The organism is Chitinimonas koreensis, assembly GCF_014353015.1.
In the GTDB taxonomy this organism is placed as follows: domain Bacteria; phylum Pseudomonadota; class Gammaproteobacteria; order Burkholderiales; family Chitinimonadaceae; genus Chitinimonas; species Chitinimonas koreensis.
Genome location: NZ_CP060704.1, coordinates 1,297,248 through 1,317,446, shown reverse-complemented (window position 1 = coordinate 1,317,446; position 20,199 = coordinate 1,297,248). Strand labels below are relative to the sequence as shown.

Genomic DNA, 20,199 nt, shown 5'->3' with positions numbered 1-20,199 from the left:
GAAGGAGCGACACGGCGATGATCGAAGGTACTTGCCACTGCGGCGCGGTTCGATGGCAGTTCGACGGCCTGCCCGATGGCGCCACGGCCTGCAACTGCACGGTCTGCCGGCGCTACGGCGTGCTCTGGGCCTACGACTACCAGGACGAGGGCATCCGGGTCTCGGGCGAAACCCGCACCTACATCCGCGGCAAGGCCATCGAGTTCCACTTCTGCCCGACCTGCGGCTGCGTCGCCTTCTGGCGATCGCAACGGCCTAGCCAGGACGGCCGCCGCCGGATCGCCGTCAACCTGCGCCTGGCCGAGCCCGGCGCCGTGGCGCAGATCCCGATCGATCACTTCGACGGCCTGGACACCTTCGACGATCTGCCGCGCGACGGCAAGTGCGTGGCCGACTACTGGTTCTGACCGCCGCCGGCGCGCATCCAGGCCGGCCCGCTACCCGCGCACGGCCGCCCAGCTCAGATCGAAGCGGGCCAGGTATTTGCGCAACCGGTCCGCATCGTTGGCCTTGGCCTTCTCCTGCCGCGATATGCCGAACAGGCGCCGGCCGGCATCCGACAGCGAGCTCGACCGGCGGCAGACGTCGACCACGCTTTCCAGCTGCAGCCGGTCGAACAGGTCGAGCGCCTGCAGCCGTTCGCCCAGCACGCTCTCCAGCGCGCTCCGCTCGGCGCCGCCCCAGGCGTGGCGCAGGCGTCCGATCTCCTCCTGCACGCAGGTCTCGGTGATGCGCCCCGCCTCGGCCAGGGTGGCCATGCGGGTGACCGAGGCGGACAGCTCGCGGAAATTGCCCGACCACCTGGCCTCGGCCGATCCGGCGAACTTCAGGTAGGCGCGCTTGGCCTCGGCATTGAACCGCACCTGCTCGCCGTGCTCGCCGGCAAAGCGCGCCAGCTCGAACTCCAGGTTGGGCTCGATGTCCTCGGCGCGATCGGCCAGGCCGGGCAATTCATAGGTCCACAGGTTGATCCGGGCGTACAGATCCTCGCGGAACCGGCCCTCGGCCACCCACTGCCTGAGATCGCGCACCGTGCCGGCGATCAGCTGGAAATCGCTGCCCACCTCGCGGTCGCCGCCGAGGGGAAGAAACGCTTCTCCTCGATGGCCTTGAGCAGCATGGCCTGCTCGTCCAGGCCCAGTTCGCCGATCTCGTCCAGGAACAGCAGGCCGCCGTCGGCGCTGCGCAGCAGGCCGGCACGCTCGGACTGGGCGCCGGTGAAGGCGCCTTTCACATGGCCGAACAGGGCCGACATGGCGCTGTCCCCGCGCAAAGTGGCGCAATTGACCTCGACGAAGCGGCCGGCCAACCGGTGCCGGACCTTCTTCATCTCGTATACCCGCCGCGCCAGGAAGGACTTGCCTGCCCCGGTCGGACCGCAGAACAGCATCGGCGCCTTCGAGCGCACCGCCACCCGCTCGATCTGCTCGATCATGCGGTTGAAGCCGGCATTGCGGGTGGCGATGCCGGACTTCAGGAAGGACACCGTCTCGGCCTGCTCGCGGGCGAAGCGGGTCGCGATCCGGTCATAGCGCGACAGGTCGAGATCGATCACCGCATGGCTGCCGGCGCTGTCGCCCTGCTCCTTGTTGCGCGGCGGCGAGGTCTGCACCAGCCTGGCCGGCAGGTAGCGCGCCTCGGCCAGCAGGAACCAGCAGATCTGCGCCACGTGGGTGCCGGTGGTGATGTGGACCAGGTAGTTCTCGGCCTCGGTATCGAAGTCGTAGCCGCGCGCCAGGTCGTGCAGCAGGCCGTAGACCTCCTCGAAATCCCACGGGTCGCGCAGATCGACTTCGACGCTCACCACCTCGGTCTCCGGCGACACCGCGGCGATATCGGCCTTGAGCCGCTCGTACAGGCTGCGGCTCCGGCTGTCGTGCAGCAGCTCCAGCCGGTCGACCAGCAAATCCTCCTGCTGGCACAGGCCGATGGTCGGCCGCCATTTCTTCCAGCGATCCCTGCCGCGGCCGACGTAGTCCAGCACGGTGCCGACGAATCCGAATACGACGTTCTTCTTCATGGTCGACCTTATCTTTTTGGATAAATAGCTATCTCATTGTATTGCAAATAACCGGGACACGCGGAACGGACTGGGCGGCCTCGCTACGCGATATTCATTTCCATACAGATACTTACCCACCTTGCCCGATGCGCCGGACCCAGCTGGCACGCATCTCGCAATGGAAGCCTCGACCGCCGAATCGGCGCACGCCGACGGGCAGCGGTTCCGATGCCGCTCCGGTGTACGCCACCAGTCCAGTCGTGGACGTACATGCCGCGGCGACGAGGAGACGGTCATCGGCGATGCGGGCAGCTCGCTCCGGGTTCGATTCCCGGAATCGCCGCCATTCGATAGCTCAATGGGTAGAGCAGCTGGTTCCGATCAGCGTGTCGCGGGTTCGACTCCCGCTCGAAACCACCTGACAAGGTGACTTGAAGCAGCAACAGGCAGTACCCGGTGCGACGGCGACGTCGCCGCCGATCCGGCCCGGGACGGGAATCGCCGCAAGGCAGAGACAGGCACGACGCTGTGACTGAGCGATCGACACTGGCAGGCCAGGTGTCGCGTGACAGACCAGCACGAAGCCCGTCCGCACCCTTGCCGGCCATTCCGCCTCCCGGCCGGATCGGCGACCGCCGGCTCATTCGAAAACAGGAGAAAAACAATATGTGGCAACGCTTCCTCATCCGTAAGAACGAACGCGCACTCCTGCTGCGCGACGGCGATTTCCAGCGCCTGCTGGCGCCGGGCGAAATCCGGCTGTTCGATCCGAACAAGCGCTACAGCGTCTGCGCCTTCCCGCTGGAAACGGCGCTGTTCGAACACCCGCTGGCCGACTACCTGCGGCGCAACGAGCCGGCCCTGATCGCCGACCAGTTCCAGGTGTTCGACCTCGGCGACGAGGAAGCGGGGCTGCGCTTCGAAAACGAGGCGCTGGCGGAAATCCTGCCGCCGGGCTCGCGCAAGCTGTACTGGAAATCCGCCGCGCCGCAACGCCTGGAGCGCGTGGCGCTGAACGAGGGCTGCGAAGTCCCGGCCGAGCTGCTGGCGCGCATGGCCCAGCCCGGCCTGCGCGGCCGTTCCATCGCCGGCCTCGGCGCGGTGCTGAACGTGCAGGTGCCGGCGTTCCATCTCGGCCTGCTGCGGGTGGACGGCAAGCTGGCCCGGCTGCTGCAGCCGGGGCGCTACGGCTACTGGCGCTTCAACCGCGACATCGCGGTCGAGCTGGTGGATACCCGCCTGCAGGCGCTGGAAGTCGGCGGCCAGGAAATCCTGACCCGCGACAAGGTGAGCCTGCGCATCAACCTGGCGGCCACCTGGTACTTCGACGACGTCGAGCTGGCGTATTCCTGCCTGCCCAAGCCGGCCGAGCACATCTACCGCGAGCTGCAGTTCGGCCTGCGCGCCGCCGTCGGCACCCGTACGCTCGACGAGCTGCTGGAGAACAAGCAGCTGGTGGACGAGGTGGTGAGCCGCCACCTGGACGCCAAGCTGCAGGGCTTCGGCGTGAAGGTGACCAGCCTGGGCGTGAAGGACATCGTGCTGCCCGGCGAGATGAAGGCGCTGCTGGCCCAGGTGGTCGAGGCCGAGAAGGCGGCCCAGGCCAACGTGATCCGCCGGCGCGAGGAAACCGGGGCGACCCGCTCCTTGCTGAACACCGCCAAGGTGATGGAAGACAACCCGACGGCCCTGCGGCTCAAGGAGCTGGAAACGCTGGAACGGCTGGCCGAGCGGATCGACAAGATCTCGGTATTCGGCGGCCTCGACCAGTTGCTGAACGGACTGGTGAAACTGAAAGCCTAGATACGCCCGGCGGACGAGTCCGCCGGGCGGCAAGGAAATGCATGATGCGAAGCGGAAAACAGAAACGGGCCGCCATCATGGCGCGACGCCAGGCGCGGCGGGAAGCAGCGACGCCGATCGCCCCCGCAGCGGTCCGACCCAAGAGAGCCAGGCAGGTCAATCTGGCACTCCTGGCGCCCCACTGCAGCGACTGGGCGCCCGCATTCGTCGGGCGCGGTTACTACGAGGACCTGGCCTTCACCTGCCGCGATTGCGGCGCGCACCAGGTATGGACAGCAGAACAGCAGCAATGGTGGTACGAAACCGCCCAGGGCGATGTGTATACGACCGCCGTCCGCTGCCTCGCCTGCCGCCAGGCACGGCGCCGGAAAATGGCGGGAACGATCAAGGAAAACAGGCAATGAACAAGTACGACACTCTCGCCGTGCCCCACGGCGCCCCGATCAAGATGTGGACCCAAGGCGTGCCGGTCGAAGAAGAAGCGCGCGCCCAGCTGATGAACACGGCCAGGATGCCCTTCATCTACAAGCACCTGGCGGTGATGCCGGACGTGCACCTGGGCAAGGGTTCGACCATCGGCAGCGTGATCCCGACGCTCGGTGCCATCATCCCGGCCGCGGTCGGGGTGGATATCGGCTGCGGCATGATGGCCGCCCGCACCACACTGACCGCCGCGGACCTGCCCGACGACCTGGCCGGCCTGCGTTCGGCCATCGAAGCCGCGGTCCCGCACGGCAAGACGATGGGCAAGCGCGACAAGGGCGCCTGGGAGGTCCCGCCGGCGACGGTCGACGCCATGTGGGGCGAGCTGCACCAGGGCTTCAAGCGGATCACCGAAAAGCATCCGCAGCTGGAGCGCACCAACAACCACAAGCACCTGGGAACGCTGGGAACCGGCAACCACTTCATCGAGGTCTGCCTCGACGAGGAAAACCGCGTCTGGTTCATGCTGCACTCGGGTTCGCGCGGCGTGGGCAACGCCATCGGCAACCTGTTCATCGAACTGGCGCAGGCGGACATGCGCCAGCACATCGCCAACCTGCCGCATCGCGACCTGGCCTACTTCGAGGAAGGCAGCCGGCACTTCGACGACTATGTCGAAGCAGTCGGCTGGGCGCAGGACTTCGCCCGGCGGAACCGCGCGGTGATGATGCAGAACGTCGTCGCCGCCGCCCGCAAGGTGATCGCCAAGCCCTTCGCCGCCGACGTGGAAGCGGTGAACTGCCACCACAACTACGTGCAGAAGGAGACCCACTTCGGCCGCGAAGTGCTGGTGACGCGCAAGGGTGCCGTGTCGGCCCGGAAGGGCCAGCTCGGCATCATCCCCGGCTCGATGGGCGCCAGGAGCTTCATCGTGCGCGGACTCGGCAACGAGGAAGCGTTCTGCTCGTGCAGCCATGGCGCGGGCCGCACCATGAGCCGCACCAAGGCCAGGAAGCTGTTCACCGTGGCAGACCAGATCAAGGCGACGGCCCACGTCGAGTGCCGCAAGGACGAAGACGTGATCGACGAGATCCCGATGGCCTACAAGGACATCGACAAGGTGATGGCGGCGCAGTCGGAATTGGTGGAGATCGTGCATACCTTGCGGCAGGTGGTCTGCGTGAAGGGTTGAGCCCGGCAGCCCGGCGATGGCCGGGCTGCGGCTGGCAGAATGCCGGGGCGGGTGACGACCGGCGGCAAGATGCCGGAATACAAGCTGGACCGCCGGGATTTGAAAGACGGGGAATTTCCATGACCATTCTGAGCGCTCATCCGATCGATGAGGCAATACGGCAGCGCATTGAGGCCGAACTGGCGGCGATCGAGCAGCGCCACGCCGTGCGCGTGCTGTTCGCCTGCGAATCCGGCAGCCGCGGCTGGGGCTTCGCCTCGCCCGACAGCGACTACGACGTACGCTTTCTCTACGTGCACGAGCTCGACTGGTACCTGCGCGTCGAGCCGCAGCGCGACGTCATCGAAGTGCCGATCAGCGACGAGCTCGACGTGTGCGGCTGGGAGCTGCGCAAGGCGCTGCAACTGATACGGCGGTCCAATCCGACGCTGTTCGAATGGCTCGACTCGCCCGTCGTCTACCGCGAAGACGCACAGGTGGCCGGCCAGTTGCAGAGCCTGGCACCGGCATTCTTTTCCGAACGCAAGGGGCGCTGGCATTACCTGGCGATGGCGAAGAAGAATTTCCGCGGCTATCTGCAAGGCGAGACGGTACGGCTCAAGAAGTATCTCTACGTGCTGCGCCCATTGCTGGCCGCGCAGTGGATCGACACCGGCCGCGGCATGCCGCCGATGCGCTTCGCCGAACTGGCCGGCACGATGGTGACCGATCCGGCCTTGCGCGAGGAAATCAACCAGCTGCTGGCGATCAAGATGGCGGCCGGCGAAGCCGAATACGGTGCGCGTTTCCCGCGCATCCACGCCTTCATCGAACACGAACTGGCTGCCGACAAGCCGCCGGCGGATTTCAAGCGGCCCGGGGGCGAGGAATCGGCGCTCGATGCACTGCTGTTCAACGCGATCCGTGATTGCTAAAGAAGAACCTTCACGCTGTTGACAATCCGTCCGGAGCGAGCGCGTCGGACGACTTCAATCCACAAGAAAAACCATGAAAGAACAAGACATCATCGAACTCGACGGCTCACAGGGCGAAGGCGGCGGTCAGGTGCTGCGCACGGCGCTGACGCTGGCCATGATCACCGGCCGGCCGTTCCGCATCGAACATATCCGCGCCAAGCGCAGCAAGCCCGGCCTGCTGCGCCAGCACCTGACGGCGGTACAGGCCGCTGCGGCCGTCTCGTCAGCCCAGGTGGACGGCGCCGCGGTCGGCTCGCAGACCCTGCGCTTCGCGCCGGGACCGATCCGCGGCGGCGACTACCGTCTCGCCATCGGCACGGCCGGCAGCTGCACGCTGGTGCTGCAGACCGTGCTGCCGGCGCTGTGGTTCGCCGACGCGCCGAGCACCGTGACGGTGAGCGGCGGCACCCACAACAAGGCGGCGCCGCCGGCCGATTTCCTGATCCGGGCCTGGCAGCCGCTGGTCCGGCGCATGGGCGCCAAGCTCGATATCACCCTGCGCCGGCACGGCTTCTACCCGGCCGGCGGCGGCGAGGTCGTCGCGTCGACCGAGCCCTGCGGCTTGCAGGCGATCACGCTGATCGACCGCGGCGAGCGGCAGGCGCTCAAGGCCGAGGCCCTGGTCGCCGCCGTCCCCGGCAGCGTGGCCCGGCGCGAGCTGGAACGCGCCGGCGCGCAACTGGCCTGCCTGGGCGGCCGGGTGCGCGAGCTGCCGGCCGGCGAGGGGCCGGGCAACGCCCTGCTGATCGAAGTGGCGCATGCGCAGGTGACCGAGCTGTTCACCAGCTTCGGCGAACGCGGCGTATCGGCCGAGGCCGTGGCCGACCATGCGGCGCGGCAGGCCCGGCTCTATCTCGAGAGCGGCGCGGCCGTCGGCGAGTACCTGGCCGACCAGTTGCTGCTGCCGCTGGCCCTGGCGGGAGGCGGCGCCTTCACCACGGTGTCGGCGTCTTCGCATCTGCTGACCAATATCGCGGTCATCGAGAAATTCCTGCCGGTGGAGATCGCGGCCAGCGCGCAGGCCGACGGCAGGTGGCTGGTCGAGATCGGCTAGGCCTTGCAGCCGTGTCGCAAGCGCCATGGCCGACGCGGATGCCGGGCTCCGGAACGAGGCGGACCTTGGCTCGAGCGGCCGGTTGGGTCGCGCGGCGCCAGGGCGGAAACGCACATCCTCGGCGATGGCGATTGTGCAAATCTCCCTGCATAACGGCGAAAAAAGCCAAGTTCCGATGCATGGGAATCTTTACGCAGCCTCCCCGGCACTTCTCACACCCCGTCCGCCCCGGCACGACGTAATCTCCAGTCCAACCAAACGCCTCAGATCCCGGGAGCAAGGCATGAGCAAGGCAACGCGCTGGAGCAGTTTCGAAGACGAAATCCTGCTGACGGGCCTGCGAGAAAAACGACCGCTGCGCGACATCGCGTCGCGGCTCGGCCGGCGCGAGATCGCCGTGACCGAACGCGCGCTGGCGCTCGGCCTGGCCGACGCGCTGCCGCAGCCCGAACCGTTCGCCATGGCCTACCCGCTCGCCGCCTGAGCGTCGCCGCGCCGTACCGCGGCAGGCCGCGCCGGACCCGGCGCAGCACCGGCCGCATGTGGCGAAAACAGCACGGTAGGGCTACAATCCGCCGCTCTCCAGCGTAGGAACGGAGCGCGCGGCCCAAGGCCTGCCGAGCCACCGGGCAAGGGCAGCACCCGCGCGGCAGCCAGCCTTCCTACGCCTCCGCCCGGATGGTGAAACTGGTAGACACAAGGGACTTAAAATCCCTCGGCGCAAGCCGTGCCGGTTCGACCCCGGCTCCGGGCACCAGACCGCCTCGTCCTTGGCGCCAGGCCCCAAGATACGCAAAGCCCGCATCGTTGCAGCGATGCGGGCTTTTCTTCGTCCGGGCCGGCCGTCAGAACACCCAGCCCGCCTGCGCCAATCCGCGGTTGCGCGGCGCCGGTTCGCTGAGTGGTTCTTCCTTGTCCGGCCGTACGCTTGGCCGGTGACGGTGCCACGCGTCACCGCGGTATTGCCGACGGCGCCACCCGAGTTCCCGCCGGCCAGGCCGCCGACGTTGTCGTGGCCGGCCGCATGGAGGCGTTCAACGTCAGGGCATTGCCGGTCGCCCAGCCGATCGCGTCGTTGACGCAGATGTCGCCGCCTCCGCTGGCGCTGGCGATGGTGGCATTGCTGCCGATCGAGAAAGTCTGCCAGTTGATGGCGGCGCGCTGGCTGGCCTGCTGCACCTTCAGCGTATCGACCGTGCTGCTGATGCTGGCGCTACCGGCAGTGACCTGGCCCCAGCGGGCAGTTCGGTGGCGTCGGATGCAGCCTGGGCGCCGGCTCGGCCGCCCGTCTTGCCGCGCGCGGGCGTGCATTCACTGACGGCGACAAGCTTGCTCTGGCTATGGCTCCATATATGCAGACACCGATTGGCTTGTTCCGGCGGGCTGCTAAGATGAGGTCACGATGAGAGATACGCCGCCCCCGCCCGCCCGATCCTGCCGCCCTTGCCCAGCAGCGCAGCGGTACCGCCCGCCCACCGCGAGTTCAAGTTCACGCAGCAGGATTTCGAGCGCGTGAAGAAGCTGATCTACGACTACGCCGGCATCGCGCTCAACGACAGCAAGCACGACATGGTCTACGGCCGGCTGGCCAAGCGGCTCAGGGCGCACGGCTTCGCCACCTTCCAGGAATACCTGGTGCTGCTGGAGCGCGGCAACGAGGCCGAGTGGGAAGCGTTCATCAACTCGCTGACCACCAACCTGACCTCGTTCTTCCGCGAACAGCACCACTTCCCGCCCTGCTCGAGCATCTGCGCGCCAACAAGGCGCAGGGCACGCTGAACATCTGGTGCTCGGCCGCCTCGACCGGCGAGGAGCCGTGGTCGATCGCCATCACCGCGGCCGAGGCCTTCGACAGCCTCAAGCCGCCGGTCAAGATCATCTCGACCGACCTCGACACCAGCGTGCTCAAGACCGCCCAGGCCGGCGTCTACAGCGCCGACAAGGTCGACAAGCTGACGCCGCTGCAGCTGAGCCGCTTCTTCAGCAAGCGCGCCGACGGCCAGTACGAGATCCGGCCCGAACTGCGCGAGATGATGACCTTCCGCCGGCAGAACCTGATCGATCCGGTCTGGTCGGTGCGCGGGCCGTTCGACGCGATCTTCTGCCGCAACGTGATGATCTATTTCGACCGGTCGACCCAGTTACGCATCCTCGAACGCTTCGCCCCGCTGCTGCGGTCGAACGGCCTGCTGTTCGTCGGCCACTCGGAAAACCTCTACCACGCCGCCCACTTGTTCCGCCTGCGCGGCAAGACCGTGTACGAGCTCAATTCACCCGAGGCCAAGGCCGCCGGCGCGGCGCCCGGGCGCGGCCGCTGATCCGCTCGCGCCGTTCGGCCCGGAAAGACAAAAACGCCCCGGATGGGGCGTTTTTGTTTTGGCAGAGAGCGCCGAAGCGCCGAGCCGGAATTCCCGAAGAAACGGGTCGGGCTCCGGCCTTCGAGCTAGCGGCGCATCACGGTGCTCAGCGGGTCTCCACCTTCGCACGGGTCCGCAGGCCGGCCAGGTAGGCGGCCAGCGCCTGCTCCGAGCCGACCCGGCCCAGCGAAGCCTGCAGGCCGGCCAGCGCGGCCTGGTCCTGCGCCGGCGCCGCGGCCTTGGCGACGCGGTAGACGGTGTAGCCGCCCGGCACTTCCACGCCGGCATAACCGGGGGTCGCCACGGCGAAGACGGCGTCGACCGCCGTCTTGGCCAGGCCCTGCGGCTGGATGCGCGAAGCGGTGACCGCCGGCGTCCACTCGACCGCCACCGTCTCGCCCTTGCGCAGCGCGGCCAGCGTCTTCTGGCCGGCGTCGCGGGCCAGCTTCTCCGCCGCCTCGCGCTTGAGCTTGTCGGTGATCGCCGGCGCCACTTCGGCCAGTGCCTGCTGCTTGGCCGGCTCGTGCTGCGCCACGCGGGCCACCAGCAGCGTACCCGGGGCGACCTCGACCGCCTCGCTGTTGTGCTTGTTCTTCAGCACGTCCTCGGCGAACACCGCCTCGCGCAGCTTGGGCGTGTTGAGCTGCGGGTCCGGCGAGGCTTCGCGCGTCATCCAGTCGCTGTTGCGCAGCGTCAGGCCGTAGGCGTCGACCAGCGGCTGCAGGCTGTCGGCCTGCTGGTAGGCGAGGTCGGAGAACTTCTCGATCTCGGCCTGGAAGCGCTTCTGCGCCTCCTCCTGCTTGAGGCGCTGCTCGATCACCGGCTTCAGTTCGTCGAAGGTCTTGGTCTTGATCGCCTCGAGCTGCAGCACGTGGTAGCCGAAGTCGGTCTCGACCACATCGCTCAGCTCGCCCTTGGCCAGCTTGAAGGCCACGTCCTCGAACGGCTTGACCATGGCGCCGCGGCCGAAGAAGCCGAGGTCGCCGCCCTGCGCGGCCGAGCCCGGATCCTGCGAATGCTGCTTGGCCAGCTCGGCGAACTTGGCCGGGTTCTGCTTGAGCTCGGCCAGGATGCCTTCGGCCTTCTTGCGTGCGGCAGCCTTCTGCTCGGCCGTGGCCGACTTGTCGGCCTGGATCAGGATATGGCGCACCTGGCGCTCTTCCGGCGCCAGCTCGTTCTTGTGCTCGTCGAAGTAGCGCTGCAGCTTGGCCGGCTCGATCGTCACCTTCTGCGCCAGCTCTTCCTTGGACAGCACCACGTAGGCGAGCTTCACGCGCTCGGGCTGACGATAGTCGGACAGGTGGGCATCGTAATACTGCTTGACCTTGTCTTCGCCCACGGCGGCCTGGGCCATGAAGCCCTCCGCAGTGTAGGCATGGCTCTCGACCGTGCGCGGCTCGACCAGCGCGCTCGACAGCCTGGCGGCGGCAAGGCGCGAGCCGAAGGCGCTGTCGCCGAGCGAACCGGCCAGGAGCTGCACCGCCAGGTCCTCGCGCAGCTTCTTCTCGAACTGGTCGACCGTCATCTGGCGGGCCGCCAGCAGGCGCTCGTATTGCTCCTTGCTGAACTTGCCGTTGTCCTTGAACGCGTCGATCTGCAGGATCTGCTCGCGCAGCCGCGCATCGTCGGCCAGCACGTGGCGCTTGGCCGACTCGCCCAGCAGCAGTTGGCGCTGCACCAGTTGCTGCACCAGTTGCGGCTTCATCGCGTCGGGCACCGCCTGGCCACCGGCCGCATCGGCCAGGTCGCGCTCGGTGATCTTGACGCCGTCGACCTTGGCCAGGAAGACCTCGCCGCCGACGGCGCTGTAGCCGGCGACGCCGCCGCCGACCATCAGGCCGAGGACCACCAGGCCCAGCGCGACACCGACCAGGCGGCGATTGTTATGGACGAATTCAAACATGGGGAACGCATCTCCACGCCCGCGGGCGCCTGGTTCGAACGAGACAATAAAAAAGGGTGAACATGACGTTCACCCTTTTGTTTGGCGGAGCGGACGGGACTCGAACCCGCGACCCCCGGCGTGACAGGCCGGTATTCTAACCAACTGAACTACCGCTCCGAATTCCGTGCAACCGAGTGAGGCTGCAAATCAGCTCGATCGTCGATCCTACTGGTGGGTGGTGACGGGATCGAACCGCCGACATTCTGCTTGTAAGGCAGACGCTCTACCAACTGAGCTAACCACCCCTACCCGCTGCTGCGGGCCCGTCCCGGGGCGCTTAGCTTCGGGAACAGGGAAGCCAGCTATTGTACGGCATCCTTGAGCGACTTGCCAGCGCGGAATTTCGGCTGCTTTGCTGCCTTGATCTTGATGGTGGCGCCGGTGCGTGGATTGCGGCCACTGCGCGCGCTGCGCTCACCGACGTAGAAGGTGCCGAAGCCCACCAGCGTGACCAGATCACCGCCCTTGAGGGCCTGAGTCACTGCGGCGATGGTGGCATCCAGCGCCTTGCCGGCAGCCGCCTTGGAAATCTCGGCTTCGGCGGCGATGGCGTCAATCAGTTCCGACTTGTTCACTTATGTCCCCTTTCGATTGGTAGATGGGTCAAACGAGGTCAATCGCACGAGCTTTATAGCAAGCGCATTTTTCGGGTGTCAAGCGCAAAGCCGCGTCAAATCTCGCTTTGCGGGGATTCGACACGGCATTTTCGGCACGGTTCAGTGGGTCACCGGAGCACTGCCGCCGGCCGGAGTTACGCCAACGGCATTATCCGGTGCAGCAGCCGGCTCGGCCGGACTTTCCTTTGGCATGGGCTGCCGCTCGAGCGCGTGGGTCAGCACTTGATCGATCCATTTGACCGGGTGGATTTCGAGCTGATGCTTGATGTTGTCGGGAATTTCGACCAGGTCCTTGGTGTTGCCGTCCGGGATCAGCACATGCTTGATGCCGCCGCGGTGCGCCGCCAGCAGTTTTTCCTTGAGCCCGCCGATCGGCAGCACTTCGCCGCGCAGCGTGATCTCGCCGGTCATCGCCACGTCGGCGCGGACCGGGATGCCGGTCAGGATCGACACCATCGCGGTGGTGATCGCGATGCCGGCCGACGGGCCGTCCTTCGGCGTGGCGCCTTCGGGCAAGTGGATGTGGATGTCGTGCTTCTGGTAGAAGTCGGGCTCCACGCCGAGGCTCTGGGCGCGGCTGCGCACCACCGACAGCGCGGCCTGGATCGACTCCTGCATCACGTCGCCGAGCTTGCCGGTGGTGATCATCTTGCCCTTGCCGGGCAGCGACACCGCCTCGATGGTCAGGAGCTCGCCGCCGACCTCGGTCCAGGCGAGGCCGGTGACCTGGCCGACCTGGTTGCTCTCTTCCGCCAGGCCATAGGTGTACTTGCGCACGCCGAGATACTTGTCGAGGTTCTTGGCGCCGACCGTGACCTTGCGGTCGGACGGCTTGAGCAGCAGCGCCTTGACCACCTTGCGGCAGATGCGCGCGACCTCGCGGTCGAGGCTGCGCACGCCGGCCTCGCGGGTGTAGTAGCGCACGATGTCGCGCAGCGCGGACTCCTGGATCACCAGTTCGTTGTCCTTGAGGCCGTTGGCCTTGGTCTGCTTGGGCACCAGGTATTTCTGGGCGATGTTGACCTTCTCGTCCTCGGTGTAGCCGGCCAGCCGGATGATCTCCATCCGGTCCAGCAGCGGCGCCGGGATGTTGAGCGAGTTGGCGGTCGCCACGAACATCACGTCCGACAGGTCGTAGTCGACCTCGAGGTAATGGTCGCTGAAGGCATGGTTCTGCGCCGGATCGAGCACCTCGAGCAGCGCCGACGACGGATCGCCGCGGAAATCGGCGCCCATCTTGTCGACCTCGTCGAGCAGGAACAGCGGGTTCTTCACGCCGGCCTTGCTCATCGACTGCAGGATCTTGCCCGGCATCGAGCCGATATAGGTGCGGCGGTGGCCGCGGATCTCGGCCTCGTCGCGCACGCCGCCGAGCGCCATGCGCACGAACTTGCGGTTGGTGGCGCGGGCGATGCTCTCGCCCAGGCTGGTCTTGCCGACGCCGGGCGGGCCGACCAGGCACAGGATCGGCGCCTTGAGCTTCTCGACGCGCTGCTGCACGGCGAGGTACTCGACGATGCGTTCCTTGACCTTGTCCAGGCCATAGTGATCGGTGTCGAGCACCGTCTCGGCGGCGGCCAGGTCCTTGCTGATCTTGGTCTTCTTCTTCCAGGGCAGGCCGATCAGCGTATCGATGTAGTTGCGCACCACGGTCGCCTCGGCCGACATCGGCGACATCATCTTGAGCTTCTTGAGCTCGGCGTCGGCCTTGGCCTTGGCTTCCTTCGACAGGCCGGCCGCCTTGATGCGCTTCTCCAGCTCGTCGAGCTCGGCGCCCTCTTCCATCTCGCCGAGTTCCTTCTGGATCGCCTTGACCTGCTCGTTCAGGTAGTACTCGCGCTGGCTCTTCTCCATCTGCCGCTTCACGCGGCCGCGGATGCGCTTCTCGACCTGGAGGATGTCGATCTCGGCCTCGAGCTGCTTCAGGAGGTGCTCGAGCCGCTCGCCGACGTTGAACATCTCGAGGATGTCCTGCTTCTGCTCGAGCTTGAGCGGCAGGTGGGCGGCGATGGTGTCGGCCAGCCGGCCGGCGCGCTCGATGCCGGTCAGCGAGGTCAGCACCTCGGGCGGGATCTTCTTGTTCAGTTTGACGAACTGGTCGAACTGGGTGAGCAGCGCACGCCGCATCGCCTCGGTCTCGGTGTCCTCGGCCGCGTCCATCGGCACCGGCCGGGCGGTGACGGTGAAGTGGCCCTCGTGCTCGTGGATGTCCTCGACCAGCGCGCGCTGGCTGCCCTCGACCAGCACCTTCACGGTGCCGTCGGGCAGCTTCAGCATCTGCAGGATGGTGGCGACGGTGCCGACGTCGTACATGTCGCCGGCGGCAGGCTCGTCCTTGGCGGCGTTCTTCTGGGCCAGCAGCAGGATCTGCTTGCCGTCCTCCATGGCGGCCTCGAGCGCCTTGATCGACTTGGGACGGCCGACGAACAGCGGGATGACCATGAAGGGGAACACCACCACGTCGCGCAGCGGCAACAGCGGCAGGTCGATCGGGTGGGCGGGAAGTTCGGTGTGCTGGGACATGGAGGCATCCAGTGCGAGGAGTCAGTAGCTGGAAGATGGGGCGCCGGACGCGAATTTCAATCGGCCGGGGACCGATTCGGAGCGCCGGACCATATTGAACGATATGCGGGGCGCTCCGCAACCGGCCAAAAAAAGAAACCGCCCGGAGGGCGGCTTCCTGACGACGTGCTGCAGAGACGCGGATCAGGCCGCGGCCTGCTTGCTGTCCTCGTGCACCAGCAGGGGCTGGCCGCCCTGCTCGATCACGTTCTCGTCGATCACGACCTTCTTCACGTCGTGCTGCGACGGCAGCTCGTACATGGTCTCGAGCAGCGCGCCCTCGAGGATCGAACGCAGGCCGCGGGCGCCGGTCTTGCGCGCCAGCGCCTTGCGGGCGATGGCGCCGAGCGCCTCGGCCGGACTTCGAGTTCGGCGCCTTCGAGTTCGAACAGCTTCTGGTACTGCTTGACCAGCGAGTTCTTCGGCTCGGTCAGGATGGTGACCAGGGCCGCCTCGTCGAGCTGATCGAGCGTCGCCACCACCGGCAGCCGGCCGACGAATTCGGGGATCAGGCCGAACTTGATCAGATCCTCCGGCTCGGCCTCGCGCAGCACCTTGCCGATGTCCTTGCTGTCGTCCTTGGAATGCACCGAGGCGCCGAAACCGATGCCGCCCTTCTGCGCGCGCTGGCGGATCACCGCCGCCAGGCCGTCGAAGGCGCCGCCGCAGATGAACAGGATGTTGGTGGTGTCGACCTGCAGGAACTCCTGGTTCGGGTGCTTGCGGCCGCCCGACGGCGGGATCGAGGCGACGGTGCCCTCGATCAGCTTGAGCAGCGCCTGCTGCACGCCTTCGCCCGAGACGTCGCGGGTGATCGAGGGGTTGTCCGACTTGCGCGAGATCTTGTCGATCTCGTCGATGTAGACGATGCCGCGCTGCGCCTTCTCGATGTCCCAGTCGCACTTCTGCAGGAGCTTGGCGATGATGTTCTCGACATCCTCGCCGACGTAGCCGGCCTCGGTCAGCGTGGTGGCGTCGGCCATCACGAAGGGCACGTCCAGGAGCCGCGCCAGCGTCTGCGCCAGCAGCGTCTTGCCCGAACCGGTCGGGCCGACCAGCAGGATGTTGGACTTGGACAGCTCGACGTCGCCGGCCTTGGCGGCCGGATGGGCCAGCCGCTTGTAGTGGTTGTAGACCGCCACCGCGAGCGACTTCTTGGCCTTTTCCTGGCCGATCACGTACTGGTCGAGCGTGTCGCGGATCTCGGCCGGGGTCGGCAGCTTGCCGCCGCCGGGCGTCTTGGCCGGGGCGTTGCCGGTGCCGCCCGATTGCAGCTCCTCGCGGATGATGTCGTTGCACAGCTCGATGCACTCGTCGCAGATGAAGACCTGCGGACCGGCGATCAGTTTGCGCACTTCGTGCTGGCTCTTGCCGCAGAACGAGCAGTAGAGCAGTTTTTCCTTGTCGGACATGGCAACCTCGCCATCTGACTCGGCCTGACGGCCGGGCGGGAATGGGCTGAAAAATGAAACGGGCCGGTCGGAACCGGCCCGGCGATGCTGGCTATTTTATTCGACCGACTGCCGTGCCGTCAGCACTTCGTCGATCAGGCCGTAATCCTTGGCCTGCTGCGCGGTCATGAAGTTGTCGCGTTCGCTGTCGCGCGTCACTTCCTCGACGCTGCGGCCGGTGTGCTCGGCCATCAGGCGGTTGAGCCGCTCGCGCAGGCTCAGGATGTACTTGGCGTGGATCTCGATGTCGGTGGCCTGGCCCTGATAGCCGCCGAGCGGCTGGTGGATCATCACCGTCGAATTGGGCAGCGCGAAGCGCTTGCCCTTGGCGCCGGCCTGCAGCAGGAAGGCGCCCATGCTGGCGGCCATGCCCACGCACAGCGTCGAGACCTGCGGCTTGATGAACTGCATGGTGTCGTAGATCGACATGCCGGCCGAGATCGAGCCGCCCGGGCTGTTGATGTACAGCGAGATGTCCTTGTCCGGGTTCTCGGACTCGAGGAACAAGAGCTGCGCGACCACCAGGTTGGCGGTGTTGTCGTCCACCGGGCCGACCATGAAGATCACGCGTTCCTTGAGCAGGCGCGAGTAGATGTCGTAGGCGCGTTCGCCACGACCGCTCTGTTCGACCACCATCGGCACGAGGCCGAGCGCCTGCGGATCGGGTTGGCGGCGGGTCCAGTCGGCGGGGTTCCAGTTGCTCATGGTGTCCTGTCGTATCTCGAGTTGAATGGAGTGGCCGAAAAAAACGGGCTCGGCTGCTCCAGTCAAGATGGAGCGGGCGAGCCCGCTTTTCAATGGTACCGACGCAATTTAGGCTTGCTGCTGGCCCATCAGCTCGTCGAACGACAGCTGCTTGTCGACGGTCTTGGCCTTGGCGTGGACGAATTCGACCACGTTGTCCTCGAGCGCCAGCGACTCGGGCCTTCGAGGCGCTCGGGCTGGCGTAGTACCACTGCACCACTTCTTCCGGGTGCTCGTAGCTCTCGGCGAATTCGCCGACGATGGCCTTGATCTGCTCGGGCTTGGCTTGCAGGCCGTTGGCGCGCACCACTTCGGCCAGGATCAGGCCGAGCGCGACGCGGCGCTTGGCCTGCTCTTCGAACAGTTCCGGCGGGAAGGGCATGTTCTGCGGATCGAAGCCGCGCTGCTTCATCTCGTTGCGGGCGTTCTCGATCAGGCGGCCGATCTCGACCTGCACCAGCGCGCGCGGCAGCTCGACCGGCGTCACGTCCAGCAGCGCCTGCATCACGCCTTCCTTGGCACGGGCGCTCAGGCGGCGCTTCACTTCGCGCTCGACGTTCTTGCGGATCTCGGCGCGCAGCTTGGCGATGTCGCCGTCCTCGATGCCGAGCAGCTTGGCGAATTCGCCGTCGACTTCGGGCAACTGGGCGGCGGCCACGTTCTTGACCGTCACTTCGAACTGGGCGGTCTTGCCGGCCACGTCCTTGCCGTGGTAATCGGCCGGGAAGGCCAAGTCGAAGGTCTTGCTGTCGCCTTCCTTCATGCCGATCACGGCGGCGTCGAACTCGGGCAGCATCTGGCCTTCGCCGGCCTGGAAGGCGTAGTTTTCGCTGGAGCCGCCGGCGAAGGCGACGCCGTCGATGGTGCCCTTGAAGTCGACGATCACGCGGTCGCCCTTCTCGGCGGCGCGCTCGACGCGCTCGAACTTGGTGCGCTGCTTGCGCAGGATGTCGATGGTCTTGTCGACTTCGGCTTCGCTCACTTCGAGCACCGGGCGCTCGACTTCCTTGGCGGCCAGGTCGCCGACCACCACTTCGGGATAGACCTCGAAGGTGGCGCTGAACTGGAACGCTTCTTCGCTGGCGGGCTTGCCTTCGAAGCGCGGGTAGCCGGCCACGCGCAGCTTCTGCGCTTCGACGGCGCTGGCGAAGGCGTTCTGCACCTGCTCGCCGAGCACTTCTTCACGGACCTGCAGGCCGTAGTTGGCGGCCACGATCTTCATCGGTGCCTTGCCCGGGCGGAAGCCCTGGATGCGCGCGGTACGGGCCACGCGCTTGAGGCGGGCATCCACGGCGCTTTCGATGTCGGCGGCCGGGATCGCGAAGTCGAGGCGGCGCTCCAGTTGGCCCAGCGTTTCCAGTTGTGCTTGCATGTCGATCGATCCTGTATTGCTGCGTTATCTCTTGTTTGGCGCCGGCCGTTGCCGGCGACAGCGAAACCCTGGTGCGAGAGGGGGACTCGAACCCCCACACCTTGCGGCGCTGGAACCTAAATCCAGTGCGTCTACCAATTTCGCCACTCTCGCCCACGCCTGCCGCGGCCCCGATCGGCCGAACTTATATAGATAAGCTCAAAACCCGGACCCGGCGCGTGAAGAATCGCCGATTATAGGCGAGGCCCACCGCAAAAAACAAACCCGGCCAGCACCTTAGCAACGCCGCGATCAGGGTCGTGGCGGCCGCTTGCAGCGGCGGCCTAGCGCTGTGTCATACTGGCGCGCATTTTTCGACCCACCCTCCTTCCGGCCGCCGTCCATCGTGAGCACGCTGCGCATCTTCCCCGCCGAATCCGATCTCCCGCTCGCCGGCGACCAGGCCGTCGAATGGCGCCTGCTCGACGGACTGCGCGTCAGCCGGGGCCGCTCGCCGCTGGCCCAGCTGCCGGCCGCCGCGCGGGTCGAGCTGTTCCTGCCGCCGGCCCGCGTGCTGCGCGCGGTCGCGCCGCTGCCGCCGGGCGCGCGCAAGCAGGCGCGCAAGCTGATCCCGTTTGCGCTCGACCAGGTCCTGCTGGCCGAACCGGGCGAGCAGCACCTCGCCCATCGCATGGTCGGCGAGCAATGCCGCGTCGCCGCGGTCGACCGCGCCGCGTTCGCCGAGACCATCCAGCGGCTGAGCCAAGCCGGCCGCCGGCCGCGCGCGGCCTGGACCGCCGACGCGCTGGTCGCCGCCGACGGCCGCACGCTGCTGTGGTGCGGCCACGGCTGGGCGCGCCGCAGCGAGGCGGCGGCGCAATGGTTCGACGCCGCCTCGCCGGCCGAACCGCCGGCGCTGCTGGTCGCCGCGCTGGGCGAATGCGAATCGCTGCTGCTGGCCGGCGTGGACGCCGACGCGGTGGCGCTCGAGCGCTGGCAGGCGGTGCTCGGCTGCCCGGTCGAAGTGGCGGTGGGCGACCCGCTCGCCGCGCCGGTCGCCGCCGATGCGATCGACCTGATGCAGGGCGAGTTCGCCGCCGGCCCGCAATTCGATTTCGACTGGGACCGGATCAAGCCGAGCCTGGCGCTGGCCGCCGCCGCGCTGGCGCTGGCAGCCGTCGGCTGGTTCGGCCAGTGGCTGAGCTGGCGCGGCGAAGAGGCGCGGCTCAAGCAGTCGATCAACGCCGCCTACGCCGCCGCCTTCCCGGGCGAACCGGTGGTCGAACCGCAACTGCAGCTGCAAGGCAAGCTGCGCAATGCCGCCAGTACCGGCGCGGTCGATGCCGGCACGCTGGCGCCGGTGCTGAAGGCCGCCACCCACCTGGCGGTCGGCGGCCAGATCAAGCTGCTGTCGTTCGAATACGCGGCCGGCCGCGTCAGCGCCGAATACCGCGGCCAGCCGGCCGAGCTGCTCGGCTTCAGCAAGTCGCTGGCCGCGCTCGGCCAGGTCGAGACCAGCCAGACCGCGCCCGACCAGATGCGCATCAACCTGACCCTCAAGCCATGATCCCCGCCCTCGCCCCCTTGCCGAATTCTGGAAGCAGCGCGACGCGCGCGAGCGCAGCCTGCTCGCCGCGGCCGGCGCGGTGCTGGCGCTGTCGCTGATCTACGCGCTGGCGATCGACCCGGTGCTGCGCGAGCGCAAGCGGCTCGAGCAATCGCTGCCGACGCTGCGCGCCGAC

At 67.2% G+C, this 20,199-nt stretch carries 15 protein-coding genes, 5 tRNA genes and 4 pseudogenes; 13 read left to right on the top strand and 11 right to left on the bottom strand.

Annotation, left to right across the window (positions count from 1 at the left end; genetic code table 11):
* The first annotated feature begins 17 nt into the window (after nt 1-17).
* Nucleotides 18-407: a GFA family protein gene (locus tag H9L41_RS05605; protein WP_028447920.1), complete on the top strand. Its 390-nt coding sequence runs from the start codon at nt 18-20 to the stop codon at nt 405-407.
* A gap of 99 nt (nt 408-506) precedes the next feature.
* Here H9L41_RS05605 and rtcR read toward each other — a convergent pair.
* A pseudogene (rtcR, locus tag H9L41_RS26050) lies at nt 507-2,020 on the bottom strand (RNA repair transcriptional activator RtcR); the annotation flags it as partial.
* Between the two features lie 328 nt (nt 2,021-2,348).
* On the opposite strand from rtcR, the gene H9L41_RS05595 reads away from it, so the two are divergent.
* The 8 genes from H9L41_RS05595 to H9L41_RS05560 all read left to right on the top strand — a co-directional run bounded on the left by H9L41_RS05595 (nt 2,349) and on the right by H9L41_RS05560 (nt 8,187).
* Nucleotides 2,349-2,419 (top strand) — tRNA-OTHER (locus H9L41_RS05595).
* Nucleotides 2,420-2,668: 249 nt separating this feature from the next.
* On the top strand, nt 2,669-3,805 hold the full coding sequence (locus H9L41_RS05590) for a slipin family protein (RefSeq protein WP_028447922.1): 1,137 nt from the start codon (nt 2,669-2,671) through the stop codon (nt 3,803-3,805).
* 44 nt (nt 3,806-3,849) lie between these two features.
* Complete coding sequence (locus H9L41_RS05585; RefSeq protein ID WP_034608142.1) at nt 3,850-4,209, top strand: zinc-ribbon domain-containing protein; 360 nt, start codon at nt 3,850-3,852, stop codon at nt 4,207-4,209.
* Nucleotides 4,206-5,420, top strand: a complete 1,215-nt coding sequence (locus H9L41_RS05580) for an RtcB family protein (protein ID WP_028447923.1) — start codon at nt 4,206-4,208, stop codon at nt 5,418-5,420. Before H9L41_RS05585 ends, H9L41_RS05580 begins: the two co-directional genes overlap by 4 nt.
* 119 nt (nt 5,421-5,539) lie before the next feature.
* The gene (locus H9L41_RS05575) at nt 5,540-6,334 is read left to right on the top strand and encodes a nucleotidyltransferase domain-containing protein (protein ID WP_028447924.1); all 795 of its coding nucleotides are present in this window, start codon (nt 5,540-5,542) and stop codon (nt 6,332-6,334) included.
* A 73-nt stretch (nt 6,335-6,407) separates the two neighbouring features.
* On the top strand, nt 6,408-7,430 hold the full coding sequence (gene rtcA / locus H9L41_RS05570) for an RNA 3'-terminal phosphate cyclase (protein ID WP_028447925.1): 1,023 nt from the start codon (nt 6,408-6,410) through the stop codon (nt 7,428-7,430).
* 283 nt (nt 7,431-7,713) lie between these two features.
* On the top strand, nt 7,714-7,914 hold the full coding sequence (locus H9L41_RS05565; RefSeq protein WP_028447926.1) for a hypothetical protein: 201 nt from the start codon (nt 7,714-7,716) through the stop codon (nt 7,912-7,914).
* A 188-nt stretch (nt 7,915-8,102) separates the two neighbouring features.
* Nucleotides 8,103-8,187 (top strand) — tRNA-Leu (locus H9L41_RS05560).
* Nucleotides 8,188-8,611: 424 nt separating this feature from the next.
* On the opposite strand, the gene H9L41_RS26045 is transcribed toward H9L41_RS05560, so the two are convergent.
* Nucleotides 8,612-8,782, bottom strand: a complete 171-nt coding sequence (locus H9L41_RS26045; RefSeq protein WP_373282112.1) for a hypothetical protein — start codon at nt 8,780-8,782, stop codon at nt 8,612-8,614.
* A gap of 91 nt (nt 8,783-8,873) precedes the next feature.
* Between H9L41_RS26045 and H9L41_RS25525 the strand changes: the two genes are divergently transcribed.
* Nucleotides 8,874-9,209, top strand: a complete 336-nt coding sequence (locus tag H9L41_RS25525; protein ID WP_308419596.1) for a hypothetical protein — start codon at nt 8,874-8,876, stop codon at nt 9,207-9,209.
* Nucleotides 9,095-9,748, top strand: a complete 654-nt coding sequence (locus H9L41_RS05550; protein WP_308419595.1) for a CheR family methyltransferase — start codon at nt 9,095-9,097, stop codon at nt 9,746-9,748. The genes H9L41_RS25525 and H9L41_RS05550 overlap by 115 nt, the downstream gene beginning before the upstream one ends.
* A gap of 145 nt (nt 9,749-9,893) precedes the next feature.
* On the opposite strand, the gene H9L41_RS05545 is transcribed toward H9L41_RS05550, so the two are convergent.
* The 9 genes and pseudogenes from H9L41_RS05545 to H9L41_RS05505 all read right to left on the bottom strand — a co-directional run bounded on the left by H9L41_RS05545 (nt 9,894) and on the right by H9L41_RS05505 (nt 18,631).
* On the bottom strand, nt 9,894-11,690 hold the full coding sequence (locus H9L41_RS05545; protein WP_028447928.1) for a peptidylprolyl isomerase: 1,797 nt from the start codon (nt 11,688-11,690) through the stop codon (nt 9,894-9,896).
* Between the two features lie 82 nt (nt 11,691-11,772).
* Nucleotides 11,773-11,849 (bottom strand) — tRNA-Asp (locus tag H9L41_RS05540).
* Nucleotides 11,850-11,901: 52 nt separating this feature from the next.
* A tRNA-Val gene (locus H9L41_RS05535) sits at nt 11,902-11,977 on the bottom strand.
* A gap of 57 nt (nt 11,978-12,034) precedes the next feature.
* Complete coding sequence (locus H9L41_RS05530; RefSeq protein WP_028447929.1) at nt 12,035-12,307, bottom strand: HU family DNA-binding protein; 273 nt, start codon at nt 12,305-12,307, stop codon at nt 12,035-12,037.
* Nucleotides 12,308-12,448: 141 nt separating this feature from the next.
* On the bottom strand, nt 12,449-14,872 hold the full coding sequence (gene lon, locus H9L41_RS05525; RefSeq protein WP_028447930.1) for an endopeptidase La: 2,424 nt from the start codon (nt 14,870-14,872) through the stop codon (nt 12,449-12,451).
* 183 nt (nt 14,873-15,055) lie between these two features.
* A pseudogene (clpX, locus tag H9L41_RS05520) lies at nt 15,056-16,323 on the bottom strand (ATP-dependent Clp protease ATP-binding subunit ClpX).
* Nucleotides 16,324-16,419: 96 nt separating this feature from the next.
* Nucleotides 16,420-16,998, bottom strand: a complete 579-nt coding sequence (gene clpP / locus H9L41_RS05515) for an ATP-dependent Clp endopeptidase proteolytic subunit ClpP (protein WP_245589268.1) — start codon at nt 16,996-16,998, stop codon at nt 16,420-16,422.
* 177 nt (nt 16,999-17,175) lie between these two features.
* Nucleotides 17,176-18,478 (bottom strand): annotated as a pseudogene (tig, locus tag H9L41_RS05510) (trigger factor).
* Nucleotides 18,479-18,547: 69 nt separating this feature from the next.
* Nucleotides 18,548-18,631 (bottom strand) — tRNA-Leu (locus H9L41_RS05505).
* Between the two features lie 232 nt (nt 18,632-18,863).
* Between H9L41_RS05505 and gspL the strand changes: the two genes are divergently transcribed.
* Nucleotides 18,864-20,024, top strand: coding sequence for a type II secretion system protein GspL (gene gspL / locus H9L41_RS05500; protein WP_028447934.1), 1,161 nt, complete (start codon nt 18,864-18,866; stop codon nt 20,022-20,024).
* Between the two features lie 58 nt (nt 20,025-20,082).
* Nucleotides 20,083-20,175, top strand: a pseudogene (locus H9L41_RS26470) (hypothetical protein); the annotation flags it as partial.
* Nucleotides 20,176-20,199 lie beyond the last annotated feature (24 nt).

Bases quoted from the DNA above. Each gene is read 5' to 3' on its own strand.
- H9L41_RS05605 (WP_028447920.1), top strand. From the start codon at position 18: ATGATCGAAGGTACTTGCCACTGCGGCGCGGTTCGATGGCAGTTCGAC.
- H9L41_RS05590 (WP_028447922.1), top strand. From the start codon at position 2,669: ATGTGGCAACGCTTCCTCATCCGTAAGAACGAACGCGCACTCCTGCTG.
- H9L41_RS05585 (WP_034608142.1), top strand. From the start codon at position 3,850: ATGCGAAGCGGAAAACAGAAACGGGCCGCCATCATGGCGCGACGCCAG.
- H9L41_RS05580 (WP_028447923.1), top strand. From the start codon at position 4,206: ATGAACAAGTACGACACTCTCGCCGTGCCCCACGGCGCCCCGATCAAG.
- H9L41_RS05575 (WP_028447924.1), top strand. From the start codon at position 5,540: ATGACCATTCTGAGCGCTCATCCGATCGATGAGGCAATACGGCAGCGC.
- rtcA (WP_028447925.1), top strand. From the start codon at position 6,408: ATGAAAGAACAAGACATCATCGAACTCGACGGCTCACAGGGCGAAGGC.
- H9L41_RS05565 (WP_028447926.1), top strand. From the start codon at position 7,714: ATGAGCAAGGCAACGCGCTGGAGCAGTTTCGAAGACGAAATCCTGCTG.
- H9L41_RS05545 (WP_028447928.1), bottom strand. From the start codon at position 11,690: ATGTTTGAATTCGTCCATAACAATCGCCGCCTGGTCGGTGTCGCGCTG.
- lon (WP_028447930.1), bottom strand. From the start codon at position 14,872: ATGTCCCAGCACACCGAACTTCCCGCCCACCCGATCGACCTGCCGCTG.
- clpP (WP_245589268.1), bottom strand. From the start codon at position 16,998: ATGGTGGTCGAACAGAGCGGTCGTGGCGAACGCGCCTACGACATCTAC.